Source organism: Cryobacterium cheniae, assembly GCF_004403395.1.
GTDB classification, from domain to species: domain Bacteria; phylum Actinomycetota; class Actinomycetes; order Actinomycetales; family Microbacteriaceae; genus Cryobacterium; species Cryobacterium cheniae.
Genome location: NZ_SOGN01000016.1, coordinates 64,984 through 89,537, shown reverse-complemented (window position 1 = coordinate 89,537; position 24,554 = coordinate 64,984). Strand labels below are relative to the sequence as shown.

The window sequence follows — 24,554 nt, the reverse complement described above, 5'->3', positions numbered from 1 at the left end:
CAGGCGAATCCGTACTGATAGTCACCAACCCAGTCTATGGGGGCCGACTGTGCAGTCCGTGGGAGGAACGATTGATGACGGACGCAGTATCCACCCTCGAGACCCCGTGGCCGGTCGGGTTGCTGGCCAACAAGATCCGCGGCTACATCGAGCGCCTCGGCACCGCCTGGGTCGAGGGCGAGATCACCCAGTGGGGTGCCAGCGGCGGCAACGTGTACGGCAAGCTGAAGGACCTCACCGAAGACGCCACGGTCAGCTTCACGATCTGGTCGTCGGTGCGCGCGAAACTGACCAGCGACTTCAAGCAGGGCGACCGGGTGATCGCCCTCGTCAAACCCAACTACTGGGTCAAGGGCGGAACGCTCACCATGCAGGTGTTCGAGATGCGCCACGTGGGTCTCGGCGACATGCTGGAACGGCTCGAGCGGCTGCGCACACAGCTGGCCGGCGAGGGACTGTTCGACGCGTCACGCAAGAAGCCGCTGCCCTTCCTCCCGCACTGCATCGGACTGGTCACCGGCAAGGACTCCGACGCCGAGAAGGACGTCATCCGCAATGCCCAGCTGCGTTGGCCGGCGGTCACCTTCCACCTGGCCTACGCCGCCGTCCAGGGCGAGCGCATGGTCGCCGAGGTGACCGCGGCCATCCAGCGTCTGGACGCCGACCCGGAGGTCGACGTGATCATCGTTGCCCGCGGCGGCGGCGACTTCCAGAACCTGCTCGGCTTCAGCGACGAGAGACTCATCCGGGCCGCGGCGGCCTGCACGACCCCACTGGTCAGTGCGATCGGCCACGAGGCTGACCGCCCGCTGCTCGACGACGTCGCCGACCTGCGCGCGTCGACGCCGACGGATGCCGCCAAACGCGTCGTCCCGGACGTTTCCGACGAGCTCAACCGGGTGCAGCAGGCCCGCGCCCGCCTCAGCAACCGGCTGACCGGCATCCTCGCTCACGAGGTCGACCGGATCGGCCAGCTTCGCTCGCGTCCGGTGCTCGCCGCCCCCGAGTGGATCATCGATTCCCGGTCCGAAGACCTCACCCGCTTCGTCGCCCGCGGTGCCGAGCTGGTCGACCGGGCGGTGGAGCGGGCCGGATCGGTGATCGTCGAGCTGCGCTCCCGACTGCGCGCCCTCTCGCCCCAGGGCACCCTCGACCGCGGCTACGCGATTGTGCAGCTGGAGGACGGCCAGGTCGTCCGCTCGCCCGCCGAGGCCCCGCCGCAGACGACACTCCTGATCACGCTCGCCGAGGGGGCCCTGGTGGCCACCACCGATGCGGCAACCTCAGACCCGACACCGTCGAATGAGAAATTAGAATGGACACCATGACCTCGGCAGCAGACGAAATCAACGCCCTGAGCTACGAACAGGCCCGGGATGAGCTCGTACGCGTGGTGAACGCCCTCGAGCAGGGGGCCTCATCACTGGAAGAATCGCTGGCGCTGTGGGAACGCGGCGAGGCCCTCGCGCGCCGCTGCGAAGAGTGGCTGATCGGCGCGAAAGCCAGGCTGGATGCCGCCCGGGCAGGCCAGGTCGACTCCGCCGCGACAGCCGGATGAGCGCCGCCAAGCGCGCGCCCCGCGTCGTCGCCGAGCTGGGGCGCCCGGAAACTCCGGACGAAACGCGCACCCGGCTGGCCGAGAACTCACGCAAGTACCGCTCCCACAAGACCGTGAACAACCTGGTCCTGTCGCTGCTGGCCACGCTGGGCACGGTACTCGTGCTCGTGCTGCTGGTGCCGCGCAGCGACGCCCCCCAGAACCGCGACGTCGATTTCCAATCCGTGGCCGCGCAGGTGCAGACCGGCATCACTGATCCCCTGCTGGTTCCGGAGCTGCCGGCCGGGTGGACCGCCAACGCCGCGCAGTGGCGCCTGGGCGGAAGCGACAAGATCCCGTCCTGGTACATCGGCCTGATCACGGCAAAGACGGAGTTCATCGGACTCACCCAGGCCCTCGGCGCCAACCCGAGCTGGCTCGCTGACGAGCTCGAGGATGCCCCCATCGCCGGCACCGTCACGATCGCCGGCATCACCTGGGATGTCTACCGCAACACCGCGCCGGAGGATGACCGCGGCAACTTCGAGTCCGCACTCGTCACCACGGCCGGCGACAGCACCTACCTCCTCGTCGGCACCGCCGACGACGAGGAACTCGCCGTTCTGGCCGAGGTGCTGGCCGAACAGATCAGCTCGAACAACACCGAAGGACAGTGAACATCAATGGGTGAGGGAGCAACACCGGCGTCGGTCTGGACCGACCTGCGGCGCGGCAACGACCGGTTCGTGGGCGGCGAGCCGCTGCATCCGCGCCAGGATGTGGACCGCCGGGCCGAACTCGCCTTCGTGCAGACTCCGGACGCGGCCCTGTTCGGCTGCAGTGACTCCCGGCTGGCCGCCGAGATCATCTTCGACAAGGGCCTCGGCGACCTGTTCGTGGTGCGCAACGCCGGGCAGGTCATTTCCGATTCGGTGCTCGGCTCACTCGAATACGCCGTCGCCGTGTTGCGGGTGCCGCTGATCCTGGTGCTCGGCCACGACGGCTGCGGCGCCGTGCGCGCGGCCATCGATTCCCAGGCCGCGGACGCGGCGCCTCTGCCCGCGCACATCAACCGGATCATCGAGAAGATCGTGCCGGCCGTTCGCCGGGTGGCGGGGTCGACCGATGCGACGCCGATCGATCCCGAGCAGGTCGACGCCCTCGCCGTCGGCCGCGAACACCTCCGCGACACGGTGTCCGAACTGGTCGAGCGCTCCGAGGTGATCAGCGCGGCCGTGGCAGAAGGTACATTGGCTATCGTCGGGGCGAACTACCGGCTGCTCGAAGGCCGTGCCGTGCCCGACATCGTTGTCGGCGTGGTTTAGCCGAGCAGCCCGCCTGCGACGCGCCGTCCAGGCCGTCGCCGCACAGTCCCGAACCAAAGAGATTCCCAACCGAAAGGTAATACACACCGTGGTGGACAAGACCGCTGAAGCCGAGTACCGGATCGAACACGACACGATGGGCGAGGTCCGGGTTCCGGTCGCCGCCCTCTACGGGGCGCAGACACAGCGGGCCGTCGAGAATTTCCCCATCTCCGGCTCGGTACTCGAGCCCGCCCAGATCGCCGCGCTGGCCCGGATCAAGAAGTCCGCGGCCCTGGCGAATGCGAAGCTCGGCGTGCTCGACGTCGACATCGCGAACGCGATCGCCGCCGCGGCCGACGAGGTCACCACCGGACGCTACGACTCCGAGTTCCCGATCGACGTCTACCAGACGGGCAGCGGAACCTCCTCGAACATGAATATGAACGAGGTCCTCGCGACCCTGGCGAGCCAGAGCCTCGGCCGCCCGGTTCACCCGAACGACCACGTGAACGCGTCCCAGTCCTCCAACGACGTTTTCCCGACATCCGTGCACCTCGCCGTCACCAGTGCACTCATCGACGAGCTCATCCCCGCGCTCGACCACCTGTCGGTGGCGTTCGAGGCCAAGGCCGAGCTGTGGGCCGGCGCGGTCAAGGCCGGCCGCACCCACCTGATGGATGCCACCCCGGTCACCCTCGGCCAGGAGTTCGGCGGCTATGCGCGCCAGATGCGCCTCGGCATCGAGCGCGTGCGCACCGCGCTCCCCCGCGTCGCGGAGGTCCCCCTCGGAGGCACCGCGGTCGGCACCGGAATCAACACGCCCGCCGGGTTCCCGCAGCTCGTGATCGAGCTGCTCGTCGAGGAGACGGAACTCCCGGTCACCGAGGCGCGCGACCACTTCGAGGCGCAGGCCAACCGGGACGGCCTGGTGGACGCATCCGGCGCCCTCCGCACCATCGCGGTCAGCCTCACCAAGATCTGCAACGACCTGCGCTGGATGGGCTCGGGCCCGAACACGGGCTTCGGCGAGTTGAACATCCCCGACCTGCAGCCGGGCTCCTCGATCATGCCGGGCAAGGTGAACCCGGTGATCCCGGAAGCCGTGCTGATGGTCTGCTCCCGGGTGATCGGCAACGACGCCACCATCGCCTGGTCCGGCGCGTCGGGCTCGTTCGAGCTCAACGTCGCCATCCCGGTGATGGGCACCGCCCTGCTCGAGTCGATCCGCCTGCTCTCCAACGCTTCCCGGGTGCTCGCCGACAAGACCGTCGACGGCCTCACGGCGAACATCGAGCGCGCCCGCGCGCTGGCCGAGTCCTCCCCCGCCATCGTCACCCCGCTGAACCGGGTCATCGGCTATGAGGCCGCGGCCAAGGTGGCCAAGCACTCGGTCGCCGAGGGTGTGACCGTGCGCGAGTCCGTCATCGCCCTCGGCTTCGTCGAGCGCGGTGAGGTCTCCCTCGAGCTGCTCGACACCGCCCTCGACGTGCTGAGCATGACCCGCCCGCCCCAGGCGAAGTAGCCTCGGCTCCTCGCCCGCGCGGCGCTCACCAATTCGACGGAGATTTTGCTCCCGAAGGCCTGTTTTCGGTCCGAAAGCGGCTTCTTGGGCAAAATCTCCGTCGAATTCGTTCGGGGCGTCAGCGCACCTCGTTGCCTTCGAGCATCTCGGTCACGAGGGCGGCGATCGCGCTCCGCTCCGACCGGGTGAGCGTCATGTGGGCGAACAGCGGATGTCCCTTGAGCGTCTCGATCACCGACGCCACCCCGTCGAAGCGGCCGACCCGCAGGTTGTCCCGCTGGGCCACATCGTGGGTCAGGACCACGCGCGAGTTCTGCCCGATCCGGCTGAGCACCGTGAGCAGCACATTGCGTTCAAGCGACTGGGCCTCGTCCACGATCACGAAGGCGTCGTGCAGCGACCGGCCCCGGATGTGCGTGAGCGGCAGGACCTCGAGGATGCCGCGCTCGATGACCTCCTCGAGCACATTCTCGGAGACGATGGCCCCAAGCGTGTCGAACACCGCCTGGGCCCACGGGCTCATCTTCTCGGCGGCGTCACCCGGCAGGTATCCCAGTTCCTGCCCGCCGACCGCGTAGAGCGGCCGGAAGACCATGATCTTGCGGTGCTGCTGGCGTTCCAGCACGGCCTCGAGGCCGGCGCAGAGGGCGAGCGCCGACTTCCCCGTTCCGGCCCGGCCTCCCAGCGACAGAATGCCGATCTCCGGGTCGAGCAGCAGGTCGATGGCGAGTCTTTGTTCCGCGGATCGGCCCTTCAGCCCGAAAACGTCCCGGTCGCCGCGCACCAGCTTCATCGCGCCGTTGCCCGTCACCCGGCCGAGCGCGGAGCCGCGGTCAGAGTGGATGACCAGTCCCGTGTTCACGGGCATGTCCTGCACGAGCCGGGTGTGCACGACCTCCTTGTCGTAAAGCTCATCGATCAGGTTCGAGCCCAGGGTGATCTCGTCCATGCCGGTCCAGCCGGAGTCCACGGCGAGTTCGTGGCGGTACTCCTCCGCCGTCAGGCCGAGGGACGCCGCCTTGACCCGCAGGGGCAGGTCCTTGGTGACGACGGTCACGTTCAGGCCGTCGTTGGCGAGGTTGAGGGCCACGGCGAGAATGCGGGAGTCATTGTCGCCGAGTTGCAGGCCCGAGGGCAGCACGGACATGTTCGAGTGGTTGAGCTCCACCCGCAGGCTGCCGCCGTCGCCGACCGGGATCGGGAAGTCCAGCCGTTCGTGCTTCACCCGCAGTTCGTCGAGGAGCCGCAGCGACTGCCGGGCGAAGTATCCGATCTCCGGGTCGTTGCGCTTGGCCTCGAGTTCCGCGATCACCACGACGGGAAGCACGACGGCGTGCTCGGCGAAACGGAAAATCGCCTTGGGATCGGAGAGCAGTACGGAGGTGTCCAGTACGTACGTGCATTCGGCCTGGTCGGCCGCCTTCATTTGATCAGAACCCTTGTTGTCGATCTGTCGAGCGGTCACAATCACTCCCACCCCGTGCCCCGTGAGGCACAGATTGTGTCGGCGAGCGGCCACAGGGTTCTCGAGCCGTACGTGTGTGGCCGTCTCGTTCAGGCGCCATACCTGATGAGCATGACGCTACTTACCCGCGCGCGTCAGGGGAAGAGCGACACGCCCATTCGAAACAGACGTTCACCGGGCCGTCGTCAATAGGTCACGGCGGTCGCAAACGAGGTGAACGCACCGCGCAGCATGTCGACCGTGTCCGGGCTGAGCGCCGCGTGGGTGCTGAGCCGCACGGTGCCGTTCCTGGGCGTCGCCGTCACCCCGTGGTTGTGCAGCGCAATGCTCAGCAGAGTCAGCTGATTCGCCGGCGGTTCGAGCACCAGGATGCCCGCCCGCTCCCGGTCGTCCCGGGACGAGACCACGGGCACGGCGAACTCGTCCGCCAGGTCGATCAGGAGCGACACGTTCACGGTGATCGCGTCCTCGACGGCGCGGATGCCGACAGCGGCCACCTCCTCGAGGGCGGCCGCGAACCTGGCCTGGGCGGTGGCGTCGCCGTTGCTCACCCGAAACGCGTTGGCGCTGCGGCTCGGCGGCAACACCTCGTCCCACGGCTCGGCGACGTCGGTGCCGGCGAAGCCGGAGAACACGGGGACCAGGCGTTCGACCGCGCGGTCGCTGAGGGCCAGGAACCCGGTGCCCCAGCCGGCCCGGGACCATTTCTGCCCGCCCGATGCGACAACATCCGCCACCTCATAGGGGACATCCACTGCGCCGAAACCCTGAATGGCGTCGACGATGAGCAGGCGGTCGCCGATGACCTGACGGATGCCCTCGAGGTCGACGCGATGGCCGGTGCGGGAATCGACGAGGCAGACCGCCACGGCGGCCGTCGCCGGGGTGAGTTGCTCCCGGATCTGCCCGGGGGTGACCCGGCCGTGGTCGGTCTCCAGCCAGATCGGGGCGACCACCCGCAGCGCCTCCGCCGCGCGCACGGCCGCGAACGGGACCGTGGGGAAGTCGCCCGGAGACAGCAGTACCGCCCCGGTCAGGCCGAACATGGCCTGCATGATGCCGGTGGTGGTGTTGGGTTCGGCCACGATCTGGTCGGCGCGGAAGCCGGTGGCCTGGGCCACGGCGGTGCGCAGCCGCTCGTCCTGCGTCTGGAGATGGTCCAGGCTGCCGAAGCGGGCCCGCGAGAGCACCTCGGTCTGGCCCAGGGTCTCGGCGACCACGCCCGCCGACAGCGGACCGATCCGGGCGTAGTCGAGGTAACCGGGTTCCGCGATGAACCCCTCGAGGAACCGTTCGAGAGCCGTCATGGGGATGCTCCTACCCGCCGAAACGGCGCTGGCGCCTCGCGAAGTCGCGCAGGGCACGCAGGAAGTCGACCTGGCGGAGGTCCGGCCCGAGCGCTTCCACGAAGTAGAACTCGCTGTGCGCGCTCTGCCAGAGCATGAAGTCGCTGATGCGCTGCTCCCCCGACGTGCGGATGACCAGGTCCGGGTCCGGCTGACCGCTGGTATAGAGGTGCGCCCCGATCAGGTCCGGGGTCAGCGTCTCGGCGAGGTCTTCGAGCCTGCCGCCGCTGGCGAGGTGGGCTCCCACGATGCTGCGCATCGCGTCGGTGATCTCGGTGCGCCCGCCGTAGCCGACGGCGAGGTTGATGTGCAACCCCTTCTTGCGAGCCGTGCGCGCTTCGGCGGCGTTCAACGCGGCCACCAGCGGTTCGGGCAGCCCGGCCTTCGAGCCGACCTGCTGCACCCGCCAGTCGCGGTACCGGGACAGCTCCTCCGCGAGCTTCGCGATGATCTTGGTCAGCTCCGCGAGTTCTTCGGTGGGCCGGTTGGTGAGGTTGTCGGAGGACAGCAGGTACAGCGTGACGACGGAAATACCCAGGTCGTCACACCATTTGAGGAACTCCCGCATCTTGGCGGCACCGGCCCGGTGCCCGTGGGCGGCGGAGTCGAAACCGAGCTGTCTGGCCCAGCGCCGGTTGCCGTCGATGATCATGGCGACGTGGTGCGGAAGCACATCCGGCGTCAGTCCACGACGAAGGCGACGCTGGTACACCCCGTAGAGGATGCCGCGCGCCCAAGGAACTTCCCGTTTCTGCACATATTGACGCTAGCCCACTCGAGAGCGTCGCGTGCCGCGAGCGGCATGCACCCTGTCGTATTCTGGCAGCATGGCCCCAACGGATGACATCCCCAACCTGCCGTTGTTCGAGGACGATCTGCCCGTGCAGGTGGACGCCAAGCCCACCTGGCGCGGCTGGATCCACGCCGGCACGTTCCCGGTCACGATCGTCGCCGGCATCGTGCTGCTTCTGTCGGCGGAGGGCAGCGCGGCCCGATGGAGTTCGCTCGTGTTCGTGCTCAGCTCGATGCTGCTGTTCGGCAATTCGGCCCTGTATCACCGGTTCGACTGGAGTCCGCGTACGAAGGTCATCCTGAAACGGATCGACCACGCCAACATTTTCCTGCTGATCGCGGGCTCCTACACGCCCATCGCCGTGCTGGCCCTGCCACCGGCCAAGTCCACGCTGCTGCTGTCGCTGGTCTGGGGTGGTGCCATCCTGGGAATCGGGTTCCGGGTGTTCTGGATCCACGCCCCGCGCTGGCTCTACGTCCCGCTGTACCTGGCCCTCGGCTGGGGAGCGGTGATGTTCATCGTGGACTTCTTCCAGGCCAACGCCGCGATGATGACGCTGATCGTGATCGGCGGGCTCTGCTACTCCGTCGGCGCCGTCATCTACGGTATGAAGCGGCCGAACCCCGTGCCGGGCGTGTTCGGATTCCACGAGATCTTCCACACCCTGACCGTGGTGGCCTTCCTCTGCCACTGGGCGGCGATCATGATCATCGCGACGAACCCGATCTACCCGTAGCCCGCTAGTCCCTGTCGGCGCCGTCGGCCTCGGCGGCCTTCTGCGCGGCCACCTCCGCCGCGAGGCGTTCCTGGATCTCGGCGCGGTACGTGTTGCGACGCACGCGGCGGGCCATGTCCATCGCCAGCAGCACCGCCCCCACGGCGACCAGGGCGATCGCCACGAAGCCCTCCGGGCCGGGCGTCACCGTGTTCGGGTCGAACTCGGGCGAGGGCGTCGCGGCCAGGACGATGCTCACGAGGGGAGCCAGGATCAGGCCGCTCATGAGTCGTCCCGTACCCCGGCGAAGAGGTCGGATTCAGGTGTCACGGTGTCAACTTTCGATTCGACGAGCTGGAAGTCTTCATAGGGCCACGCCTCGCGGATGAGATCGTTCGGCCAGAAGAAGAAACTACTGGTGGGGGAAACCTGGCTGGCGTGGGCCCGGAGCGCCGCGTCTCGCACCTCGAGGAAGTCCCCGATGGGAACGTGGGTGGTCGCCAGCTTCGGGTAGTCCTTCATCCATTCCCGGGCCGCTCCGAGCGGCTCGAGCAGGGGCGAGTCGGGCTCCGTGACGCTCAGTTCGAGGAACATGGCGTCCACGCGTTCGAGGTTGAAAATCCGGTCATAGTAGAGCTTGCCGACCTGCCAGGGCTCACCGGCATCCGGGTACCGGGTCGGGTCGGAGGCTGCCCGGTAGGCCTCCAGCGACACGTCGTGGCAGCGGATGTGATCGGGATGCGGGTAGCCGCCCTTCTCGTCGTAGGTCACCAGGACCTGCGGACGGAATTCGCGGATCAGCCGCACGACCGGTTCGGCGGAGATCTCCACCGGGATGTCCGCGAACGAGTCCGGTGGGACCGAACCGTCCTCGTTCATCCCGGAGTCCTGGTAGCCGAGCCACCGATGCTGCACACCGAGGACCCGCTGCGCCTCGGCCATCTCCAGGCGGCGCAGTCCCGAGAGGTCACGGTCGGCCAGTGGGTGCTCGAGCAGGGCCTCGTTCAGGATGCTCCCCCGCTCGCCGCCCGTGCAGCTCAGGATCATCACCTCGGCGCCGAGGCTCCGGTAGTAGGCATAGGTCGCAGCGCCCTTGCTCGACTCGTCGTCGGGATGGGCGTGCACCGCCAAGAGTCGCAGCGTCATGAAACTCCTCAGAAATGCCAGATAACCTTGGTACTAAGACTAATCGTTGATCCGTGAGTGTGGAGTCTGAGTGGCCCTGAGCAGCAACCTCGACACCCGGTACGGTCGCGCCCCGAACCGCGACACGAGAGACCGGCGCATTCTGTTCGTCACAGCCGGCTCCCTCGCGGCCCTCCTCCTGGGTTTCGTGGTCTGGGTGGGACTGGGCGCGTCCGAGCCCCTGATCGAAACCCGGGACATCCGTCACAGCATCATCGACGAGAACACCGTGAGTGTCACGTTCGAGGCGTCCATCCCGGTCGGTCGCACCGCCAGCTGCGCGGTCCAGGCGCTCAATCAGAGTTTCACGGTGGTCGGCTGGAAGGTCGTCGACCTGCCCGCGAGCACCGTGTATTCGCGGTCTACGACGACGGATGTGCGCACCACCGAGCAGAGCAACACCGGATTGATTTACCGCTGCTGGCTGACCTAGACTGGTCACTTCGCCCTGACGTGATCGTCGGGGCGTCCGTTGTATATCTGCGGATTCACCCGCACGGGCATTGAACGAGCACGAACAAGCGTGAGGAGATTCCACCATGACTACCGAAACCACGGTTACCTGGCTGACGCAGGAGGCCTACGACCGCCTCGCCGCGGAGCTGGAAACGCTCAGCACCGTCGGCCGCGTCGAGATCGCCAAGAAGATCGAATCGGCTCGTGAAGAGGGCGACCTCAAGGAGAACTCGGGCTACCACGCGGCCAAAGACGAGCAGGGCAAGATGGAGGCCCGCATCCGCACCCTCGTTCTGCTGCTGCGCAACGCCGAGGTCGGCCACGCGCCCGAGAGCCGGGGCGTCGTCGAGCCGGGTACCGTGATCACCGCCACGATCGCCGGCGAGGAGAACCGCTTCCTGATCGGCAGCCGGGAGATCGCCGGCGACAGCGACCTCGACGTGTACAGCGAGCAGAGCCCGCTCGGCACCGCGATCATCGGTCTGATGGTCGGCGCGAAAACGTCCTACGTCACCCCCACGGGCAAGGAAATCACCGTTGAGATCTTCCTCGTGGAGACGTGGACCGGCAACTGACGTGGACCGGCAACTGACGTGGACCGGCACTTGACCTGACCGGCGACTGACCAGGACCGGCGACCAGGGTTCAGAGCCCGGTCAGTCGAACTGCGGGTCGTACCCGGCCGCGCGCAGTACGTCCACGACGAGCTGGCGGTGGTCGGGCCCCCGGGTCTCGACACTGACGTTGAGTTCGACCTCGCTGATCTGGAGCCCGACGCCGTGCCGGGTGTGCAGAACCTCGATCACGTTGGCGTGCGCCTCGGCGAGCAGTTCCGAGATGCGGGCCAGCTGGCCGGGACGGTCGGGCAGCATGATGCGCAGCGTGAGATAGCGGCCGGAAGCCGACAGGCCGTGGCTGATCACACGCTGCATCAGCAACGGGTCGATGTTTCCGCCGCTGAGGATCGCGACGGTCGGACCGGTCGCGGCGACCTTGCCCGCCAGGATCGCCGCCACGGCGACCGCACCGGCCGGTTCGACCACGAGCTTGGCGCGCTCGAGCAGCATCAGGAGGGCGCGGGCCGTGTCGTCCTCGCTGACGGTGACGACCTCGTCGACGGCGTCGCGCACGATCTCGAAGTTGAGCAGGCCCGGCTTGGCGACCGCGATCCCGTCGGCGATGGTCGGCGTGATCTGGATTTCCAGCGCCCGCCCGGCGTCGAGTGAGGGTGGGTAGGCGGCCGCGTTGGCGGCCTGCACCCCGATCACCCGGATCTTTCGGCCGTCCCGGAGCGCGCGCTGCTTGAGTACGCTGGCGACGCCGGAGATGAGTCCGCCGCCGCCGATGGGCACGATCACGGTGGCCAGGTCGGGAACCTGGTCGAGGATCTCCAGGCCGACGGTGCCCTGACCGGTGACGACATCCGCGTGGTCGAATGGCGGGATCAGGACGGCACCGGTCTCCGCGGCCCATTCCGCGGCCGCGAGCAGCGGCTCGGCCACGGTGTTGCCGCGCAGGATGACGTGCGCGCCGTAGTCGCGGGTCGCCTGCAGCTTGGGCAGGGCCACGCCCACGGGCATGAAGATCGTGGCCTGGATGCCGAGCTCCCGCGCCGCGAAGGCGACGCCCTGAGCGTGGTTGCCGGCGGAGGCGGCCACGACGCCGCGGGTCTTCTCCTCGTCGGTGAGCTTGGACATCCGGTTGTAGGCACCCCGGATCTTGTAGGACCCGGTGCGCTGCAGGTTCTCGCATTTGAGAAGGACCGGCGAGCCGAGGAGTTCCGACAGGTAGCGGGAGGATTCCATCGGGGTGACGGCGGCGACCCGCCCCACCACGTTCCGGGCGGACTCGAAGTCGGCCAGGGTCGGTCCGACGAGGGCGACGTTAGTCATGGGCGGCACTTTTCTCGAGGCGGTATTCCGTGCGACGGAAACCGGGGCGTTGCGGGACGGTCTGCCACAAGGTGGAGACGAACACGGGTGCCGAGTCGACTTGCTCGGAGCGCCACGCCCCGCTGTTGATGTAGCTGATCATCACGTTGAGCACGGCGGCGATCGGCACCGCGAACAGGGCGCCGGCGATGCCCGCCAGCAGGGCGCCGGCGGCCACGACGAGCACCACACCCAGCGGGTGCACCTTGACCGCTGTGCCCATGATCAGAGGCTGCAGCACGTGGCCCTCAATCTGCTGCACCAGCAGCACGACGCCGAGCATCAGCAGAGCCACCACCCAGTCGTTGAAGATCAGGGCGATCACGACGGCCACGGCTCCCGTGGCCACGGCGCCGACGATGGGGATGAAGGAGCCGAGGAAGACGAGCACACCGATTGGGACGGCAAGCGGAACCCCGAGCAGGGCCGCCCCGACCCCGATGCCGATCGCGTCGATGGAGGCCACCAGGATCTGCACCTTCGCGAAGTTGCCCAGCGTGGTCCAGCCGGCCACACCGGCGCCGTCGATGGCCGCGCGTGCCCGTCGCGGGAACAGCCGCACGATCCACGCCCAGATGCCCTTGCCGTCGATCAGGATGAACAGCAGGCTGAACAGCGCCAGCAGGGCCCCCGTCACCAGATGCCCGAGCGAGGACCCCACGGACAGCGCCCCGGACACGAAGACCTGGCTGTCCGCTTGGATGGCGTCCCAGACCTGGCCGAGGAACGCGTTGAGCTCCGGCTCGGTCAGCTGCAGCGGCGACGCCAGGAGCACGGCCTTCAGGTTGGCATAGGACGCGCCAAGCCGGTCGTTCAGACCGACCGTGCCACTGGCGATCTGGGTCACGGCCAGCGTGATGAGTCCGCCGATGACCGCGAACGTGCCGACCAGGGCCAGGCCGACCGCGAGGGCCCTGGGCCACCGGTGCCGCACCAGGAATCCGACCAGGGGCACGAGCAGAGCCGACACCAGCACGGCCACGAGCAGCGGGATGACGATGAACCGGAGCTGGATCACGATGAAGATGAGGACCGCGAGGGCCCCGGCGACGGCGAGCAGGCGCCAGGACCAGGCGGCGGCGAGCCGGATGCCGGGCGGCAGGTTCTCGTCGACCCCGTTCCCGCGCTCGGGGGGAACCTCGACCAGGATCGGGGGGTCGGTGCGGCGGCGTCCGAACGCGCCGAAGAAGCCGCTACGGGCGGACTTTCCGTCGGTTTCTTTCACGGGATCATTCTAGGCAATCCCACGTGCCGGCTCCGGCATGTGGTCGGCCGTGGTCGCTGACGGAGGTTCCGGGGCGGCGCTACGCCGGGGCCGAGATTGGGTCGACCGAGACGGGCGCGCCCGTGAACCGCACCGTGACCCGTTCGCCGGCCGACGGATGCAGCCGTGCACCATGCTGCACGACGAGCGCTGTGCCATCGCCCAGGCGTACCTTCGTGCGCCGGAGCGAGCCGTGGAAACTCGACGAGAGCACGACCCCCGGCGCGCCGGCAGCGCTGAATTCGAGGTCTTCCGGCCGCACGGAGACGGACACCGGGCCATCCGCCTGCGAGGGATCGACGAGGGGCAGGGCGACACCCTGCACTTGCGCGAACCCGTGACGCACCACACCGACCAGTCGATTGCTGAGCCCCACGAAATCGGCGATGAAGGACGAGGCCGGCCGCGTGTAGAGCTCTTCCGGGGCGCCGATCTGCTCGATCGACCCGTCCCGCATCACGGCGACGCGGTCGGCCACGGCGAGCGCCTCGTCCTGGTCGTGCGTGACGAACAGGGTCGTGATGCCCAGCTCGGTCTGGATGCGCCGGATTTCTTCCCGCAACGCCACCCGCACCTGGGCGTCGAGGGCCGACAGGGGCTCGTCGAGCAGGAGCACGCGGGGCTCGGTGACGAGCGCGCGCGCCAGCGCCACCCGTTGCTGCTGGCCACCGGAGAGCTGGTGCGCGAACCGGTCGTAGTGGGCGTCCAGCCCGACCAGGGCGAGGGCGGCGGCCGCGCGGGCCCGCCGTTCCTCGCCGCGGACCTTCCGCATCCGCAGGCCGAACTCAACGTTCTCGCCGGCGCTGAGGTGCGGGAACAGCGAGTAGGACTGGAACACCATGCCCAGGTCGCGCCGGCTCGTCGGCAGGGTCGACACGTCGGTTCCGTCGATCCGGATGGTACCGGCATCCGTCGACTCGAGCCCCGCCAGCACCCGCAGTGCCGTCGTCTTGCCGCTTCCGCTCGGGCCGAGCAGGGCGACGAACTCGCCCGCGTGCAGCGTGAGGTCGAAGTCGGCCAGCGCACGGTGGCCCGCGAAATCCTTGACGACGCCCTCGAAACGCACCGAGGCTCCCGCCCGGATGGGCGCCACCGCCGCGTTCGGGTTCTCGAGCCGGTTCTGGAGCTGGTTCTGGATCATGGCTGACCTCCGGTGGTGGGCCGTCGCCGACTGCCGGTGCGAACCGTGCCGAGACGCCCGATGACGAGCAGGAGCAGGAATGCGAAGGTGAGGGCGAGCAGCGACAGGATGACGACCGTGTAGGGATCGGCCTTGCTGACGACCACGAGCGAGGTCTGCAGGGTGTTGCGGTTGAGCAGGGACGCGATCGTGAATTCGCCGAGCACGACCGCGACCGAGATGAACGCGCCGGCGAGGATGCCGCGGCGCAGGTTCGGGATCAGCACCCGCAGGAGCACGCTCACCCAGCCGGCGCCGAGGGTGCGGGCGGCCTCGCTGAGCGTGCGCACGTCGACCCCGTCGAGGTTGGCCTGGATGGCCCGGTAGGCGAACGGGAGCACCGTGATGCCGTACGCGAAGGCGAGGGTCCAGACGCCGCTGCCGAGCAGTCGACCGAGCACCGAGTACACCGGCGCCAGCCCGACCACGAGCACGATGGCCGGGATGCTGATCGGCAGGATGCAGACGAACTCCATCAGGCGGCGCAGGCGGGGAAACCGCAGGTGCACCAGCAGCAGGGTCGGCACCAGCAGCAGGAGCACGAGCACGACCGTGCCCACGGCCAGCCCGACCGAGTTGCCGAGGGCGACGAGCACCGCCCGGTAGGGGCCGGCGAAGCCGCCCTGGAACAGGGCCGTCCAGCGGGAGAAGTCGTGGCCGCCGGCGAGGCCGCTGCGCAGGGTGAACTCGACCATGGCGACGATCGGGATCGCGAAGACGAGGCCGATGCTGCCCAGGATGAGCCCGCGCACCAGCCGGGTAGGCGCGTGCGCCACCGGCGCCACCGGCGTCATCGCTGCCACCGTGCCGCCCGTGCCTGCAGCACCGAGTAGCCGGACATGACGACGCCCATCACCAGGATCATGCCGAGCGCAAGCGCACCGGCCAGGTTCTCCCGTCCGAGCAGGGTTTCGCTGGTCAGGGCCGAACGAATCTGCAACGGCACGATCTGGGACCCCTGGCTGGTGAGCGCCGCGGCGGTCGCGTAGGAGGAGAACGCGTTGGCGAAAAGCAGCAGCAGGCTCCCCAGGAACGACGGGGCGAGCACGGGAAACGCGATCCGGAACCAGTAGGTCGCCCGGTTGCCGCCCAGCGTCGCGTTGGCCTCGGCCCAGTGCGGGTTCAGCGCCTGCAGCGCCGGCAGGAAGGTGATGATCATCAGCGGGACCTGAAAGTAGATGTAGGGCAGCACCAGGCCGGGCAGCTCGTAGAGCCACACCCCGTCGGCGAAGATATCGACGCCGAAGGTGTCACGCAGGACCACGGTGACCAGACCCTGGATGCCGATGGTCGCGACGAACGCGAAGGCGAGCATCACCCCTCCGAACTGGGCGAGCACGCCGCTGAGGGAGTCGACGACGGCACGTAGCGGGCCGTGCTCTCTGGCCCCGAGCAGTCCGTAGCAGGCGACGGCGCCGACGATCGCGCCCACGACGGCGGTGAGTGCGGACAGCCCGAACGAGTTGGCGAAGGCGTCCACTACGACGGGGTTTCCCAGGGCTGCGACGGTGTCCCACGTGAACGCCCCGGTCTCGTCGACGAAGCCGGTGCCCACGGCGATCAGGGTGGGAACGAGCAGGAAAAGCAGCACATACGCCGCGAACGGCAGCAGCGCGCAGGCCGCTGCCGTTCCGCGCCGGCTACTGGACAGCTGCGGCCCACTTCTCGCCGAGCAGCGCGGCTCCCGCGGCGCTCTCCGCCTCGGTCGGGACGACGGTCTCGTCCGGGGCCGCCGGGAGGGCGGCGAGGAGGTCCCCGTCGATGGTGCCGGCCGCCTCCATGGCCTCGGCCCGCACCGGGCGTGCGCCCCCGGCGAGCCAGAGGTTCTGGCCCTCGTCGCTGTAGAGGAACTCCTGCCAGAGCCTGGCCGCGGCCGGGTGCGGGGCATCCTTGTTCACGGCCTGGTTGTAGTAGCCGGCGTACCCGGTTCCGGGGAAGACGACGACCTCCCAGTTGCGCTCACCGGCGAGACTCGTTCCGTAGCCCACGTTGAGGTAGTCCCAGTCGAAGACCACCGGGGTCTCCCCCGACGCGATGGTCGCCGGGGTGGGGTCGATCTTGACGAAGTTGCCGGCCTGTTCGAGGTCGTCGAAGAAGTCGACCCCGGCCTGGAAGTCGTCCACGGCACCCCCGCTCGCCACGGCGGCCAGGCCGACGGCGGCGAAGGCCGCCCCGGCCTGGGTCGGGTCGCCGTTGATCGCGACCTTGCCCTTGTACTCGGCGCCGAGCAGGTCGCTCAGCTCGGCCGGCGCGGGCACGGCGTCGGGGTCGTAGCCGACAGCCATGTAGCCGCCGTAGTCGCCCGTGTAGAGGCCGGAGGCCTCTTTGAGCGCATCCGGGATATCGGCCCAGCCGGCCACCTGGTACGGCGCGAAGTTGTCCGTGCTGGACAGCGCCACGGCGAGGCCCAGGTCGAACACGTCGGGGGCGGTGTCCTGCCCGGCGAGGTTGTCGGCGGCCAGGATCTCCTCGGCGCTGGACGCGTCGGGCGAGGCCTCGGTGATGGTGATCTCCGGGTACTTCTCGGTGAAGGCGTCGAGCACGGCGCCGTAGTTGGCCCAGTCCCGCGGCAGGGCGATCACGTTCAGGGCGCCTTCGGCCCTGGCCGCGTCCTCGAGGGCGGCCAGGTCGCCGAACGCGGCCAGGCTGGTCGCGGTGGCGGCGTCGACCGCCGGGGTGCCGGAGCCGGCATCCGCGGCTCCGGAGCAGGCGGCCAGGCTCAGGGCGAGGGTGGTGGCCGCGGCCAGGGTGGCCAGGGTGCGGGTGGTGAACACGTTTCCTCCGTCGGACCGGTGCCGGCCGCCGCGCGGGAACGCGGACGTGTGGAGCCGGGTAGCCGGTCAGGGAGAGGCTAGGAGCGTCCGTCGACCGTCAGGGGGTGCGCCGCTGAACATCGGGTGAATGCCGCCTGAAGCGTGCCGCTAGGGTCGGAGGGTGGCCCAGACGATGTCCCCCGCCCTTGCCCGCCGGATCGCGCTCGGCGCGCAGGGCTTCGGCCGCCCGTCGACGGTGGCGCCGGGCATCCGTCAACTGGATGCCCTGGTGAACCGGCTCGGGCTGCTGCAGATCGATTCCGTGAACGTGTTCGAGCGCAGCCACTACATGCCGGCGTTCAGCCGCCTCGGCGCGTACGACAAGGCGCAGCTGGACCGGCTCACCTCGGGCCGCGAGTCGCGGTTCACCGAGTACTGGGCGCACGAGGCGTCGTTCCTGCCGCGCGAGGCCTGGCCGCTGTTCGGCTGGCGGATGCGGGATTTCCGGGACCGGTCGAGGACCGAGGCGTGGGCGCAGGGTAACCGGCCACTGCTCGACTGGCTGCTCGCCGAGCTGGCCGCCAATGGTCCCCTGCGTGCGAGCGCCATCGAGCACGACGCGAACCGGAGCCGCGGCCCGTGGTGGGGCTGGTCGGACGTGAAGACCGGGCTGGAGACCCTGTTCCGTTGGGGCGACGTGGCGATCGCGGGTCGGGAACGCTTCGAGCGGGTCTACGGACTGCCGGAGCAGGTGTTCCCGCGGGAGCTGCTCGGCCGCACGGTCAGCCGGGACGATGCGCACCGGGACCTGGTGAGCCGCGCGGCGCGGGCGCACGGCATCGGCACGGTGAAGGACTTCGCCGATTACTTCCGGCTGCGGGGCCCGGCGACCCGGGCGGCCATCCGCGACCTCGAGGATGCCGGCGAGCTGATCCCGGTCGAGGTTCCCGGCTGGGGCGGCGGCGCAGCCGGGGCGGTCTGGCTGCACCGCGACGCGCGGCTGCCGCGCCGGGTGGATGCCGCGACTTTGCTGTCCCCCTTCGATCCGGTGGTCTGGGATCGCCCGCGCGCCCTGCGGGTGTTCGGCTTCCACTACCGGATCGAGATCTATACGCCTGCACCGAAGCGGGTGTTCGGGTATTACTCGCTGCCCGTGCTGATCGGCGACACGATCGTGGGCCGGGTCGATCTCAAGAACGACCGCCAGGCGCAGGTGCTGCGGGTGCGCGCCGCGTGGGCGGAGCCCGGCGCGCCGACGGACACGGCCGGGCGCCTGGCATCCGTGCTGCGGGAGGCCGCAGCCTGGCAGGGCCTGCCCGAGATCGAGCTGGAGCCCCGCGGCAATCTCGCCGAGGCGCTGGCCGCCGAGTTGCGTTAGAGGCCGTCAGAGGGCTCTAGAACTTGCGGCCCATCGTGTGCAAACGCTCGACCCGTTCGGCGATCGGCGGGTGCGTGGCGAAGAGCTTGTCCATGACGCCGGGTTTGAGCGGGTCGGCGATCCAAAGGTGGGCCATCGACGTGTTCTGCTTCCGCATCGGGCGCCCGTAGGCCTCCAGCTTGCCGAGCGCGCTGGCCAGGGCGTCCGGATGCCGCGTGGTCAGGGCGGCCGTGGCATCCGCCAGGTACTCGCGCTGCCTCGACACGGCCAGCTGCACAACCGTGGCGATCAGGGGCGCCACGAGCATGGCGACGAGACCGACCACCATGATCACGGGGCTGCCGCTGTTCTTGCTGTTGCGGCCGAAGAACGCCATCCGCAGGAAGATGTCCGAGATGAACCCGACGGCCACGACGAGACCGAAGACGACCATCGACAGGCGGATGTCGTAGTTGCGCACGTGGCCGAGCTCGTGCGCCATGACGCCCTCCAGCTCGGAGTCGGTCATGATCTCCAGCAGGCCGGTGGTGGCCGCCACGATCGCGTGCGCGGGGTCTCGCCCGGTCGCGAACGCGTTCGGCGCCGGGTCGTCGATCACATAGATCGCGGGCATCGGCGTACCGGTGGTGATCGACAGGTTCTCGACGATATTCCAGAGCCGCGGATGCTCCGACTGGCTGTTGATGCGGATGCCTCCGCTCATCGCGATCGCCTGGCGCCCGGCCACGAAGTACTGCACCAGGGCGTACCCGGTGGCGAAAACGACCGTGAGGATCAGGATGCTGTAGTTGCCGGGCGTGCTGTAGACCGCGTTCGCGAGCCAGCCGAGACCCGCGATGACGACGATGAACAGGATGATGATGAAGACGGTGTTGCGCTTGTTGCGCGCAATGGCGCTGTACATGGCCGCCTGCCTCTAGAACTGGACGCGAGGCGGCTCCGCGATGGCTGCGGAGTCGGACACCTCGAAGAAGTCACGTTGGGTGAACCCGAGGTTGCGGGCGATGAGGTTGTTGGGGAAGACCTGGACCTTCGTGTTCAGTTCCCGAACGCCGCCGTTGTAGAACCGGCGCGAGGCCTGGATCTTGTCCTCGGTGTCGACGAGCTCGCCCTGCAACTGCAGGTAGTTCTGGCTGGCCTGCAGCTGCGGGTAGGCCTCCGCCACGGCGAAGATGCTGCGCAGGGCGGTCTGCATGTGGTTCTCCGCGGCGGCGGCTTCGGCCGGACCCTGCGCATTGAGCGACTCGGCCCTGGCCTTGGTGACGTTCTCGAAGACGGACCGCTCGTGGGCCGCATAGCCCTTGACCGTCTCGATCAGGTTCGGGATCAGGTCGGCCCGGCGCTTCATCTGAACGGTGATATCACTCCACGCCTCATCCACGCGAACCTTGAGCGTGACGAGGGAGTTGTATGTGGCCCAGAGGTAGATCCCGATGATGGCGACGAGGGCAACGATGATGAGGACCGGGATGAGCCATTCCATGGCAGCTTCTCCTTGTGATGGGTCGGGGCGAGCGAGCAGGCCGCGGCGGCGTTTCTACGACGCAGAACCATCCTAACCGCGCGCCCTGATGCTCAGATGCGCTTCCCGACACACTCCAAGAATCTCCTCATCAGCGGGCGGAGAGCACCGTCTGCAGCCAGCGGTAGGAGGTCTTGGGTGTGCGGGTGCGGGTGCCGTCCTGGAAGTCGACGTGCACGAGGCCGAACCGCTGGGTGTAGCCGGCCGTCCACTCGAAGCTGTCCAGCAGGGACCAGACCAGGTAGCCCTGCAGGGTGACCCCGTCGGCGATCCCGCCGGGGGCCACCGCGGCGAGCGCGGCGGTGATGTGCTCGGCCAGGTAGTCGATCCGGGCCGGGTCGTGCACGGCACCCCACTTGTCGGCGACGTCGGGGAAGCTCGATCCCCCGGCCGTGATGCAGACCGGCGGCAGCTTGTCCGCGTAGCGGTCCCGCAGTTCGCCGAGGGCCACTCCGAGGTATTCGGGGGCGATGGCGGTGCCTGCATTGGTCACCGGGAACTCCCGGAACGGGGTGACGTGGTAGGGGAACGCGACGACCTTTTCCGGCGGCCCGCTCGCCGGGGGTCCGTTCGGGGTCTTCGGGGCCGCGGAGCCGGCCTTGATCCGGCTCGGCTGGAAGTAGCCCAGCCCGTAGAAGTCCAGCGGCTGGTGGATGGTGCGCAGGTCGTCCGGATCGGTTTCCAGGAGCATCCGCATGGCCACCTGGTAGGGCTCGGGCGGGTCCGGGTAGCGGCCGAGCAGCGCCGCGTCGGCGTATACGCGGTTGTGCAGCACGTCGAAGAGCTGTGCGGCGACTTCGTCGGCTTCGCGGCCGCTGGCGGCCTGCACGGGCGAATGCGTGGTGGCGATCCCGATCCGGCCGCGCACATCGGCGGCGCGCAGCCCCTGCACGGCGAGGCCGTGAGCAAGCAGCTGGTGGTGCGCCGCCGGCAGGGCGCCGAAGAGCCTCGCCTCCCCCGGGGCGTCCGTGCCGAGGGCGTAGCCGTTGAGGGTCACCGTGGCGGGGTCGTTCAGGGTCAGCCAGGAGTCGATCCGGTCCCCGAACGCCTCGCCGACCTGGTGCGCGTAGTCGCCGAAGCGCATCGCGGTGTCCCGGTTCAGCCAGCCGCCGCGCAACCGCAGCGGGGTGTCCCAGTGGAACAGGGTCGCCATCGGGCTGATCCCGGCGACCAGGAGCCCGTCGAGCAGGCGGTCGTAGAAGGCCAGCCCGGCCCGGCTGAGCGAGCCGCGGCCATCCGGCTGCAGCCGGGACCAGGCCAGGGAGAACCGGTACACGTCGACGCCCAGTTCACGCAGCAGCGTGACGTCCTCGTCGAGCCGGTTGAAGTGATCGGTCGAAACGGATGCGTTGGAGCCGTCACGGATGCGCCCGGCGGTGGCCGTGAACGGGTCCCAGCACGATTCGCCGCGACCGCCTTCCCGGGCGCCTCCCTCGATCTGGAACGCGGAGGTGGCCACGCCCAGGGTGAAGCCGTCGGGCAGCCGGTCGCCCAGCTCCCCCGCCCGGTGTTCCCAGGCGCGTGCGGCGGGGGTATTGCTGGTGCTCATCGACCCAGGACTCTTTCCAGATAGCTGTTGCTGAAGCGTCGCTCCGGGTCAAGCCTGTCACGCACCAGGAGGAAGTCGTCGAAGTGCGGGTACTCGGTGCGGAGCGACGCCGCATCCCGGTCGTGCATCTTGCCCCAGTGCGGGCGCCCGCCATGGGCTCGCATGATGGCCTCGACCGCCTGGAAATACTCGGCCGGGTCCTCCCGGTAGTACCGGTGCACGGCGATGTACCCGGTGTCCCGGCCCGTGGCGGTGGACAGCCAGACGTCGTCGGCCGCGGCCGAGCGCACCTCGATCGGGAACGAGATGCGCCAGCCGCGCGCCTCGATCAGCGCCCGCACCTCGCGCAGCGCGTCCGGCACCACGGCCCGCGGCAGGGCATATTCCATTTCTCGAAAACGCACCGTGCGGTTGGTCACGAACACGCGGTGCGAGACATCCGTGAATTCGCGTTTCCCGCTCCGCCGGGATGCCAGCCGGTTGAATCCCGGCACCGTCGCCGGCAGCGCGGCACCCAGGCCGCAGATCCCCCGGTAGACGCCGTTCGCGAGCAGTTCGTCGTCGACCCACCGGGAGACCCGTCCGCGCGGCGACCGGCCGGACTCCAGGGGCTGCCGGGTGTTGGTCTTGGTCAGGGCCGTTTCGGTGTGCGGGAACCAGAAGAACTCGAAGTGGTCGCTGCGCTCGGTCCGGTCGAGGTAGCCCTCGAGCACCTCCTCCAGCGGCTCGGCGGCCTCCACCGCGTGCAGCAGGAAGGCAGGCACGCACTGCAGGGTCACGTCCACCACGATTCCGAGCGCGCCGAGCCCGAGCCGGACCGCCGGCAGCAGCTCCGGGTTCTCCGTGGCGCTCACCCGCAACAGGGTGCCGTCGCCGGCCACCAGGGTCAGGGCCACGATCTGGGTGGCGAGACCGCCGAACCCGCCGCCGGTGCCGTGGGTCCCGGTGGACGTGGCGCCGGTGATCGTCTGCCGGTCCACGTCGCCCAGGTTCGGGAGGGCCAGGCCGTAGGGCCGCAGCAGCCGGGGCAGTTCGAACAGGCGGGTCCCGGCGGCCAGCGTGACCTGCCCGGCCACGGTGTCCACGCCGATCAGCCCGGCGAGGTCCAGCAGGTCGAGCTGCACCCCGGGCGCCAGCGCGATGCCGGAAAAACTGTGCCCGGAGCCCACGGCCTTGACCCGCAGTCCCACCTTGCCGGCCGCCACCACGGCGCGCTGCACGGCGGCGACACTCGACGGTCGCTCCACCCGCACGGGCGTCACAGCCTGGTTCCGGGCCCAGTTGCGCCAGAGGGCTCCACTCGCGGTCATAAGAAGGCCTTCCCTTCGCCCCGGTAGGTCGGCAGCATGTCGACCACCTTCCCATTCTCGACCAGCGCGAACTCGTTCACGTGCTCGCTCAGCTCCCCCGATTTGGTGTGCCGCGCCCAGACGCGGTCACCCACGCGAAGCCGGGCCGCACCGGACCCGGTCAGCGGCGTCTGCACCTCGCCCGCCATCTCCCGCGGCACCAGACGGAGGCCCTCCGGCCAGACCAGCCGCGGCACCCGGTCGACCCCCGGCACGCCGGAGGCGATCCAGCCGCCGCCGAGCAGCGCGGCGGTGGCGGGGCTGGGCTTGCGCACCACGGAGAGGGCGACGGCGGCCGCCGGGGCAGGCCGGAAACTCGCGTAGTTGTCGAAGAGGTGACCGCCGAAGAATCCGCTGCCGACGGCGATGTCGGTGACGGATGCGTCCGCGCGGGTGCTCTCAATCGATCCGGTTCCGCCCCCGTTCACGAACTCGAGGGGCGCCACCTCCCGTACCGCGGCGACCGCCGCGCTGCGCCGCTCCGTGAGCTCACCGATGGACCGGTGCCGCATCCAGCGGGTGGCCACGCCCCGGAGCGGTTTCCCGACCGGTTTGTCGCCGATGCCGGCCACCTGCGCCTCATAGGACATCACGCCGACGAGGGAGAAGCCGGGGCGGGCGACGACGACGGCGGCGAGTCCGCGCGCCTGGTCGGGCGTGTGCACGGGTGACCGCCAGACGCCCACGTGGCCGAGCACGGGTGCATCCCAGGCCGCGTCGAGCTCCAGGCAGACCCGGATCGGCTCCCGGCCGCGGGGAGGGAGCACGGAGTCGATGAGGTCGAGGTGCGCGATCGAGTCGACCATCAGGGTGACCGCCCCGGCCAGCTCCGGTGAGCGGCCCAGCCGCCGGATCGCGGCCCGGTCGGCCGTGGGGTAGCCGACGAGGACATCCGTCACCGTCTCCGCCAGCCAGAGCGCCTCGGCCAGGGTGTAGGCCAGCACGCCCCGATAGCCGGGTAGGGCCAGGACGGCCTCGAGCACGCCGCGCACCCGGATCGACTTCGACGCGACCCGGAGCGGGATGCCGGCCGCGCGATCCAACAGGTCGTGCGCATTGTGGCGCAGCGCGCCCAGGTGCAGGGCGGCGATCGGGGCGTCCAGGTGCGCCGTCGCGGCCGTGAGAGCCGGCCAGAACAGCTCCGGGGTCTGCCACGGCCGGTCCGCGGGGCGGTGGGACAGGTCGAGCGCCACGGAACGCCCTTCACTCTTCAGCGGGAAAGCAGCGGCACGGATGGCCCCGCGCCAGTATGCCCTATCGCCCCCGCCGATCACGAATGGGTTGCATCGCCGTCATAGTGTG

The 24,554-nt window shown here is 69.3% G+C and carries 25 protein-coding genes; 9 read left to right on the top strand and 16 right to left on the bottom strand.

The window, feature by feature from the left end:
* Positions 1 to 74: 74 nt before the first annotated feature.
* The 5 genes from xseA to E3T23_RS02670 all read left to right on the top strand — a co-directional run bounded on the left by xseA (position 75) and on the right by E3T23_RS02670 (position 4,366).
* The gene (gene xseA / locus E3T23_RS02690) at positions 75 to 1,328 is read left to right on the top strand and encodes an exodeoxyribonuclease VII large subunit (RefSeq protein WP_134368861.1); all 1,254 of its coding nucleotides are present in this window, start codon (positions 75 to 77) and stop codon (positions 1,326 to 1,328) included.
* Complete coding sequence (locus E3T23_RS02685; protein WP_338145409.1) at positions 1,325 to 1,558, top strand: exodeoxyribonuclease VII small subunit; 234 nt, start codon at positions 1,325 to 1,327, stop codon at positions 1,556 to 1,558. The genes xseA and E3T23_RS02685 overlap by 4 nt, the downstream gene beginning before the upstream one ends.
* Positions 1,555 to 2,214 (top strand): DUF4245 domain-containing protein, encoded by a 660-nt coding sequence (locus tag E3T23_RS02680; RefSeq protein ID WP_134368859.1) that lies wholly within the window; start codon positions 1,555 to 1,557, stop codon positions 2,212 to 2,214. The genes E3T23_RS02685 and E3T23_RS02680 overlap by 4 nt, the downstream gene beginning before the upstream one ends.
* 6 nt (positions 2,215 to 2,220) lie before the next feature.
* The gene (locus E3T23_RS02675; protein ID WP_134368858.1) at positions 2,221 to 2,862 is read left to right on the top strand and encodes a carbonic anhydrase; all 642 of its coding nucleotides are present in this window, start codon (positions 2,221 to 2,223) and stop codon (positions 2,860 to 2,862) included.
* Positions 2,863 to 2,953: 91 nt separating this feature from the next.
* On the top strand, positions 2,954 to 4,366 hold the full coding sequence (locus E3T23_RS02670; protein ID WP_420898296.1) for a class II fumarate hydratase: 1,413 nt from the start codon (positions 2,954 to 2,956) through the stop codon (positions 4,364 to 4,366).
* 118 nt (positions 4,367 to 4,484) lie between these two features.
* On the opposite strand, the gene E3T23_RS02665 is transcribed toward E3T23_RS02670, so the two are convergent.
* The 3 genes from E3T23_RS02665 to E3T23_RS02655 form a co-directional block, all read right to left on the bottom strand.
* A complete protein-coding gene (locus tag E3T23_RS02665) occupies positions 4,485 to 5,792 on the bottom strand; it encodes a PhoH family protein (protein ID WP_134368906.1) in 1,308 nt (435 codons plus the stop codon).
* A 224-nt stretch (positions 5,793 to 6,016) separates the two neighbouring features.
* Positions 6,017 to 7,138 (bottom strand): aminotransferase class V-fold PLP-dependent enzyme, encoded by a 1,122-nt coding sequence (locus tag E3T23_RS02660; protein ID WP_134368856.1) that lies wholly within the window; start codon positions 7,136 to 7,138, stop codon positions 6,017 to 6,019.
* A 10-nt stretch (positions 7,139 to 7,148) separates the two neighbouring features.
* The gene (locus tag E3T23_RS02655; RefSeq protein WP_134368855.1) at positions 7,149 to 7,934 is read right to left on the bottom strand and encodes an isoprenyl transferase; all 786 of its coding nucleotides are present in this window, start codon (positions 7,932 to 7,934) and stop codon (positions 7,149 to 7,151) included.
* 70 nt (positions 7,935 to 8,004) lie between these two features.
* Between E3T23_RS02655 and trhA the strand changes: the two genes are divergently transcribed.
* Positions 8,005 to 8,706 carry a PAQR family membrane homeostasis protein TrhA gene (gene trhA, locus E3T23_RS02650; protein WP_134368854.1) on the top strand — a complete coding sequence of 234 codons (702 nt, stop codon included), beginning with the start codon at positions 8,005 to 8,007 and terminating at the stop codon, positions 8,704 to 8,706.
* Between the two features lie 4 nt (positions 8,707 to 8,710).
* Here the strand turns inward: trhA and E3T23_RS02645 are convergent, their stop codons facing one another.
* Together E3T23_RS02645 and mca are read right to left on the bottom strand one after the other, a co-directional pair.
* Entirely contained in the window at positions 8,711 to 8,971 is a 261-nt protein-coding gene (locus E3T23_RS02645) for a hypothetical protein (protein ID WP_134368853.1), read from the bottom strand.
* Positions 8,968 to 9,831 carry a mycothiol conjugate amidase Mca gene (gene mca, locus E3T23_RS02640; protein WP_174843829.1) on the bottom strand — a complete coding sequence of 288 codons (864 nt, stop codon included), beginning with the start codon at positions 9,829 to 9,831 and terminating at the stop codon, positions 8,968 to 8,970. The genes E3T23_RS02645 and mca overlap by 4 nt, the downstream gene beginning before the upstream one ends.
* A gap of 70 nt (positions 9,832 to 9,901) precedes the next feature.
* Here mca and E3T23_RS02635 point away from each other — a divergent pair, with 70 nt between their 5' ends.
* Together E3T23_RS02635 and greA are read left to right on the top strand one after the other, a co-directional pair.
* Entirely contained in the window at positions 9,902 to 10,303 is a 402-nt protein-coding gene (locus E3T23_RS02635) for a DUF4307 domain-containing protein (protein WP_134368852.1), read from the top strand.
* A 106-nt stretch (positions 10,304 to 10,409) separates the two neighbouring features.
* Positions 10,410 to 10,901 carry a transcription elongation factor GreA gene (gene greA / locus E3T23_RS02630; protein ID WP_134368851.1) on the top strand — a complete coding sequence of 164 codons (492 nt, stop codon included), beginning with the start codon at positions 10,410 to 10,412 and terminating at the stop codon, positions 10,899 to 10,901.
* A gap of 81 nt (positions 10,902 to 10,982) precedes the next feature.
* Here the strand turns inward: greA and ilvA are convergent, their stop codons facing one another.
* From ilvA to E3T23_RS02600, 6 genes are all read right to left on the bottom strand, one after another.
* Positions 10,983 to 12,218, bottom strand: coding sequence for a threonine ammonia-lyase (gene ilvA / locus E3T23_RS02625; protein WP_134368850.1), 1,236 nt, complete (start codon positions 12,216 to 12,218; stop codon positions 10,983 to 10,985).
* Entirely contained in the window at positions 12,211 to 13,482 is a 1,272-nt protein-coding gene (locus tag E3T23_RS02620; RefSeq protein ID WP_241977538.1) for an AI-2E family transporter, read from the bottom strand. Before E3T23_RS02620 ends, ilvA begins: the two co-directional genes overlap by 8 nt.
* Positions 13,483 to 13,561: 79 nt before the next feature.
* On the bottom strand, positions 13,562 to 14,662 hold the full coding sequence (locus tag E3T23_RS02615; protein ID WP_134368849.1) for an ABC transporter ATP-binding protein: 1,101 nt from the start codon (positions 14,660 to 14,662) through the stop codon (positions 13,562 to 13,564).
* Complete coding sequence (locus E3T23_RS02610; protein WP_134368848.1) at positions 14,659 to 15,495, bottom strand: ABC transporter permease; 837 nt, start codon at positions 15,493 to 15,495, stop codon at positions 14,659 to 14,661. Before E3T23_RS02610 ends, E3T23_RS02615 begins: the two co-directional genes overlap by 4 nt.
* Complete coding sequence (locus tag E3T23_RS02605) at positions 15,492 to 16,292, bottom strand: ABC transporter permease (RefSeq protein WP_420898295.1); 801 nt, start codon at positions 16,290 to 16,292, stop codon at positions 15,492 to 15,494. The genes E3T23_RS02610 and E3T23_RS02605 overlap by 4 nt, the downstream gene beginning before the upstream one ends.
* A gap of 49 nt (positions 16,293 to 16,341) precedes the next feature.
* Entirely contained in the window at positions 16,342 to 17,475 is a 1,134-nt protein-coding gene (locus tag E3T23_RS02600) for an ABC transporter substrate-binding protein (RefSeq protein WP_134368847.1), read from the bottom strand.
* A gap of 160 nt (positions 17,476 to 17,635) precedes the next feature.
* Here E3T23_RS02600 and E3T23_RS02595 point away from each other — a divergent pair, with 160 nt between their 5' ends.
* A complete protein-coding gene (locus tag E3T23_RS02595; protein WP_134368846.1) occupies positions 17,636 to 18,832 on the top strand; it encodes a winged helix-turn-helix domain-containing protein in 1,197 nt (398 codons plus the stop codon).
* Between the two features lie 16 nt (positions 18,833 to 18,848).
* Here the strand turns inward: E3T23_RS02595 and E3T23_RS02590 are convergent, their stop codons facing one another.
* The 5 genes from E3T23_RS02590 to E3T23_RS02570 all read right to left on the bottom strand — a co-directional run bounded on the left by E3T23_RS02590 (position 18,849) and on the right by E3T23_RS02570 (position 24,445).
* A complete protein-coding gene (locus tag E3T23_RS02590; protein WP_134368845.1) occupies positions 18,849 to 19,736 on the bottom strand; it encodes a M48 family metallopeptidase in 888 nt (295 codons plus the stop codon).
* A 12-nt stretch (positions 19,737 to 19,748) separates the two neighbouring features.
* Positions 19,749 to 20,315, bottom strand: coding sequence for a LemA family protein (locus tag E3T23_RS02585; RefSeq protein ID WP_134368844.1), 567 nt, complete (start codon positions 20,313 to 20,315; stop codon positions 19,749 to 19,751).
* 130 nt (positions 20,316 to 20,445) lie between these two features.
* On the bottom strand, positions 20,446 to 21,903 hold the full coding sequence (locus E3T23_RS02580) for a glycoside hydrolase family 1 protein (protein WP_134368843.1): 1,458 nt from the start codon (positions 21,901 to 21,903) through the stop codon (positions 20,446 to 20,448).
* Positions 21,900 to 23,213, bottom strand: coding sequence for a D-arabinono-1,4-lactone oxidase (locus E3T23_RS02575; RefSeq protein WP_134368842.1), 1,314 nt, complete (start codon positions 23,211 to 23,213; stop codon positions 21,900 to 21,902). Before E3T23_RS02575 ends, E3T23_RS02580 begins: the two co-directional genes overlap by 4 nt.
* Positions 23,210 to 24,445 (bottom strand): alanine racemase, encoded by a 1,236-nt coding sequence (locus E3T23_RS02570; RefSeq protein WP_134368841.1) that lies wholly within the window; start codon positions 24,443 to 24,445, stop codon positions 23,210 to 23,212. Before E3T23_RS02570 ends, E3T23_RS02575 begins: the two co-directional genes overlap by 4 nt.
* Between the last annotated feature and the right edge of the window lie 109 nt (positions 24,446 to 24,554).